The sequence below is a fragment of the Pseudomonas sp. AGC41 genome (genome assembly GCF_057334555.1).
On record NZ_JBHFJB010000083.1, the window covers coordinates 75,548 to 80,198 of the forward strand.

General features: G+C 61.6%; 5 protein-coding genes. 1 reads left to right on the forward strand and 4 read right to left on the reverse strand.

Annotated features, from left to right (window positions below; genetic code table 11):
• Positions 1-56: 56 nt before the first annotated feature.
• The 3 genes from ACE04F_RS15245 to phoB all read right to left on the reverse strand — a co-directional run bounded on the left by ACE04F_RS15245 (position 57) and on the right by phoB (position 3,578).
• A complete protein-coding gene (locus tag ACE04F_RS15245; protein WP_186611377.1) occupies positions 57-1,397 on the reverse strand; it encodes a hemolysin family protein in 1,341 nt (446 codons plus the stop codon).
• Positions 1,398-1,520: 123 nt separating this feature from the next.
• Complete coding sequence (phoR, locus tag ACE04F_RS15250; RefSeq protein ID WP_486107925.1) at positions 1,521-2,807, reverse strand: phosphate regulon sensor histidine kinase PhoR; 1,287 nt, start codon at positions 2,805-2,807, stop codon at positions 1,521-1,523.
• 81 nt (positions 2,808-2,888) lie between these two features.
• Entirely contained in the window at positions 2,889-3,578 is a 690-nt protein-coding gene (phoB, locus tag ACE04F_RS15255; RefSeq protein ID WP_003177195.1) for a phosphate regulon transcriptional regulator PhoB, read from the reverse strand.
• Positions 3,579-3,730: 152 nt separating this feature from the next.
• Here phoB and ACE04F_RS15260 point away from each other — a divergent pair, with 152 nt between their 5' ends.
• Positions 3,731-4,114 (forward strand): COG4315 family predicted lipoprotein, encoded by a 384-nt coding sequence (locus ACE04F_RS15260; protein WP_486107917.1) that lies wholly within the window; start codon positions 3,731-3,733, stop codon positions 4,112-4,114.
• Between the two features lie 110 nt (positions 4,115-4,224).
• On the opposite strand, the gene ACE04F_RS15265 is transcribed toward ACE04F_RS15260, so the two are convergent.
• Positions 4,225-4,651, reverse strand: a 427-nt coding sequence (locus ACE04F_RS15265) for a UbiA family prenyltransferase (RefSeq protein ID WP_486107919.1), incomplete at its 5' end; no start/stop codon positions are given.

Below are 4,651 nucleotides of genomic sequence, written 5' to 3' on the forward strand. Positions count from 1 at the left end.
CCCCCCCCCCCCCCCCCACAGTGGGTTATGCCTTCAACTTGCGGGCGGGTCGATACTCAATCGAGCATCAACACCTTCGCCAGGATGATCTTCGGCCCTTTCATCTTCTTGATGATGATCCGCAGGCCTTCGACTTCCAGCACCTCTTCCTCTTCCGGCACCCGTTTCAGGGTTTCGTAGACCAACCCGGCCAGGGTTTCCGCCTCGATGTGGTCCAGGTCGATCCCCAGCAGGCGCTCGACCTTGAACAGCGGCGTATCGCCGCGCACCAACAGCTTGCCCGGCTGGTAGGCCAGGATGCCGCGCTCGGCCTTGCGGTGTTCGTCCTGGATATCGCCCACCAGCACTTCCAGAACGTCTTCCATGGTCAGGTAGCCGATGATGTTGCCGTCGGCTTCCTCGACCACGGCGAAGTGCGAGCCGCCCTTGCGGAACTGCTCCAGCAACTGCGACAACGGCATGTGCCTCGATACTCGCTCCAGCGGGCGGGTCAGTTCAGCCAGGTTGAACGATTCGGGGATGTGGTCCAGGGCCGCCAGTTCCAGCAGCAGGTCCTTGATGTGCAGCAGGCCGACGAATTCCTGGCGCTCACTGTCGTACACCGGATACCGGCTGAACTTGTGGCGACGGAACATCGCCAGGATTTCCTTGAGCGGGGCGTTGAATTCCAGCGTCACCAGGTCTTCCCGGGAGTTGGCCCAGTCCACCACTTCCAGCTCGCCCATTTCCACGGCGGAGGCCAGCACGCGCATGCCTTGGTCGCTCGGGTCCTGGCCACGGCTGGAGTGCAGGATCAGCTTCAACTCCTCGCGGCTGTAATGGTGTTCATGGTGCGGGCCGGGCTCACCCTGGCCGGCGATACGCAGGATCGCGTTGGCGCTGGCATTGAGCAGGTAGATCGCCGGATACATCGCCCAGTAGAACAGGTACAGCGGCACGGCCGTCCACAGCGACAGCAGTTCCGGCTTGCGGATCGCCCACGATTTGGGCGCCAGCTCGCCGACCACGATGTGCAGGTAGGAAATGATGAAGAACGCGGTGAAGAACGATACGCCCTTGATCACTTCCGGCGACTGAACGCCGACCGCGCCCAGCAGCGGCTCGAGAATGTGCGCGAATGCCGGCTCGCCGACCCAGCCCAGCCCCAGGGAGGCGAGGGTGATGCCCAACTGGCAGGCCGACAGATAGGCGTCGAGCTGGCTGTGCACGGTGCGCAGGATGTGCCCGCGCCAGCCGTTCTGTTCGGCAATGGCCTCGACCCGGGTCGAGCGCAGCTTGACCATGGCAAATTCGGCGGCAACGAAAAAGCCGTTGAGCAAGACCAGGATCAGAGCAAAAAGAATCATGCCGAATTCGGCGAAGAGTGTAGCGAGGGACAAGCCAGGGGAAGGGTCCATGATGGAGTTTTGCAGGTTCCGTATGTTCGTATGATGGGGAAATCGGTGCCTGAAAAGGCAGGCACAAGTCAGCCAATGTAGCGGCTGACCGGGCGATTGCCTAGTGGGGAACGCCCGCCGGCGTCATTCGTCGCGGTTGGAGGGGCGTCCGCGGACCACCTGCGCCGGGGTGAAATGGCAGGTGAACGTACTGCCATGGCCGGGCACACTGCTGATTTCCATGCGCCCACGATGGCGCAGCAGCACATGCTTGACGATTGCCAGCCCAAGTCCGGTGCCGCCGGTATTGGAGTTGCGGCTGGAGTCGACGCGATAGAAGCGTTCGGTCAGGCGCGGCAGATGCTTGCTGTCGATGCCGATGCCGGAATCGCGCACGCTCAGGTGCGCGCCTTGCTCATCGCCCCACCAGCGAACATGGATCCGCCCTTTTTCAGGCGTGTATTTGACCGCGTTGAACACCAGGTTGGAAAACGCGCTGCGCAGTTCCGCCTCGCTGCCCTTGAGTTGTACGGTCGGGTCGGCTTCAAGCGTGATGGACTGCTGCTTGGGGCCGGACAATTCCTGCGCATCTTCGGCAATGATTTGCAGCAGTTCCTCGATGGGTACCGGCTGGTTGTCCGAGGGATAGTCGGTGGCTTCCAGCTTCGCCAGCAGCAGCAGGTCGTTGAGCAAGGTCTGCATGCGTCCGCCCTGCTGTTGCATCTGCTGCAAGGCACGGGCCCAGCGCGGATTCACCTCCTCGACATTGTCGAGCAGGGTCTCCAGGTAACCGCAGATCACCGTCAATGGCGTACGCAGTTCGTGGGATACGTTGGCGATGAAATCCTTGCGCATCTGTTCCAGCTGGTGGATACGCGTCACGTCGCGCACCAGCATCAGATGCTCGTTGTTGCCGTAGCGGGTGATGTACAGCTGGATGCGCAACCGATCGTTGGTAGGCGACGGGATTTCCAGCGGTTCGGCGTAATTGTCCTGCTCGAAATATTCCTTGAAGCGCGGATGGCGCACCAGGTTGGTCACCGGCTGGCCGCTGTCCTGTGGCGTCTTGAGGCCCAGCAGGGTTTCTGCTGCGCGGTTCCACCATTCCAGGTTTCCGTCGCTGTCGAGCATGATCACCGCGTCTTTCAGCGCGGCGGTGGATTCCTGTACGCGGTCGATCACCGCCTGCAGGCGGCCGCGAACGCGCTGGTCGCGCCGTTGCAGGTGATAGATGCTGTCGAACACCTCACCCCACAGGCCATAGCCGTCGGGCGGGGCCTCGTCGGGTTGGTGCAGGCGCAGCCACTCGTGCAGACGCAGCAATTGCTTGAGGGTCCAGGCCAGGTACAGCGCCAGGCCCACGGCCAGGCTCCAGCCGTAGTAGCCGGTGATCAGGCCGATCAACAGGCAACCGGTCACCAGCAACAACATGTGGCGGATCAGGGTGCCATGCCAGTTTTGATTCACGTGAGCGCGCGTCCTTGTCAGCTTGTCGGGCGGTAAGGGCTCGGGTCAGGCCTTTGTCGAAAAACGATAACCGGTGCCGCGCACGGTTTGTACCAGATTCTCGTAGGCGTCGCCGAGGGCTTTGCGCAGGCGTCGGATGTGCACATCCACGGTGCGCTCTTCGACGTACACGTTGCCGCCCCAGACCTGATCCAGCAGTTGCCCACGGGTGTAGGCGCGCTCCTGGTGAGTCATGAAGAACTGCAGCAGGCGATATTCGGTCGGGCCCATCTCGGCGGGCTTGCCGTCGATGGTCACGCGGTGGCTGATCGGGTCCAGCAGCAGGCCGCCAACCTCGATCGGCGCTTCGCCATCGGTCGGCCCGGCACGACGCAGCACGGCCTTGAGGCGCGCCACCAGCTCCCGAGGGGAAAACGGCTTGGTGATGTAGTCGTCGGCGCCGACTTCCAGGCCCTGGATCTTGTTGTCTTCTTCGCCCTTGGCGGTGAGCATGATGATCGGGATATCACCCGTCAGCTCATCGCGCTTGAGACGCCGCGCCAGCTCGATACCGGAAGTGCCAGGCAGCATCCAGTCGAGCAGGATCAGGTCGGGCTTGCGATCAACGATGATGGCGTGGGCCTGTTGAGAATTCTCTGCTTCCATGCAGTCATAGCCGGCCATCTCCAACGCAACGGCGATCATCTCGCGGATGGGCGCCTCGTCGTCGACGATCAGAATGCTCCTGCCAACCATGGGGTAATCCTCTTGTCATTTAACTGTCTTGCGCCGCATTAGATAACGGAATTATTGCAGTCGTGTGACAGTTATTTCCCCGGACGGCAGCAGAGGCGATCCTGGGCTAGGCTTTTGGGTCCGAATCCTGACAACTGCAAAGGAAGGTTTCCATGACGCAAATGACTATTTCTTTTAAAGCCCTGCTGCTGTCTGCCGCCCTGACTCTGCCTGGTTTTGCGATGGCTGCCGATCCTGCGATGGAGAAGGACGGCATGTTCACTGACCACAAGGGTATGACCCTTTACACCTTTGCCAAAGACTCGGCCGACAAGTCCGCGTGCAATGACAAATGCGCGGCGAATTGGCCACCGCTGATGGCCGAGGCGGGTGACAAATCCATGGGTGACTGGACCGTGATCAAGCGTGATGACGGCTCGATGCAGTGGGCCTACCAGGGCATGCCGCTGTACACCTTCGTGATGGACAAGGAGGCCGGTGATATGACCGGAGACGGCAAAATGGACGGTGCCTGGAAAGTCGCCAAGGCCAAGTAGCAGCTGATCCATGTGGGAGCGAGCCTGCTCGCGAAGGCGTCTGTACAGCCCTCAAGTTGCTGACTGACTCACCGCTTTCGCGAGCAGGCTAGCTCCCACAGGCCCGGATGTCACCGTAGGGCATAGTCCAGCACAATCCCCACAAAAATCGCCAACCCGGCCCAGTGATTGTGCAGGAACGCCTTGAAACAGCGCATCCGGTCCTTGCCGCGGGTGTACCAGAACTCCCAGGCAAAACACGCGGCGGCGGCTACGAGACCGAGCTGGAACCAGCCCCCCAGCTTGAACTGAGTCCCGGCCAGCAGCAGGCAGCCCAACGCCAGGCCTTGCAGCGTCAGGATGATCGCCCGATCGGCATCGCCAAACAGGATCGCCGTGGATTTCACGCCAATCTTCAGGTCGTCGTCCCGGTCGGTCATCGCGTAGTAAGTGTCGTAGCCCACCGTCCACAGCAGGTTGGCGATGTACAGCAACCAGGCGGCGGCCGGCAGCTGGCCGGTTTCGGCGGTGAACGCCATCGGCATGCCCCAGGAAAAC

Bases quoted from the DNA above. Each gene is read 5' to 3' on its own strand.
- ACE04F_RS15260 (WP_486107917.1), top strand. From the start codon at position 3,731: ATGACGCAAATGACTATTTCTTTTAAAGCCCTGCTGCTGTCTGCCGCC.
- ACE04F_RS15245 (WP_186611377.1), bottom strand. From the start codon at position 1,397: ATGGACCCTTCCCCTGGCTTGTCCCTCGCTACACTCTTCGCCGAATTC.
- phoB (WP_003177195.1), bottom strand. From the start codon at position 3,578: ATGGTTGGCAGGAGCATTCTGATCGTCGACGACGAGGCGCCCATCCGC.
- phoR (WP_486107925.1), bottom strand. From the start codon at position 2,807: ATGTTGTTGCTGGTGACCGGTTGCCTGTTGATCGGCCTGATCACCGGC.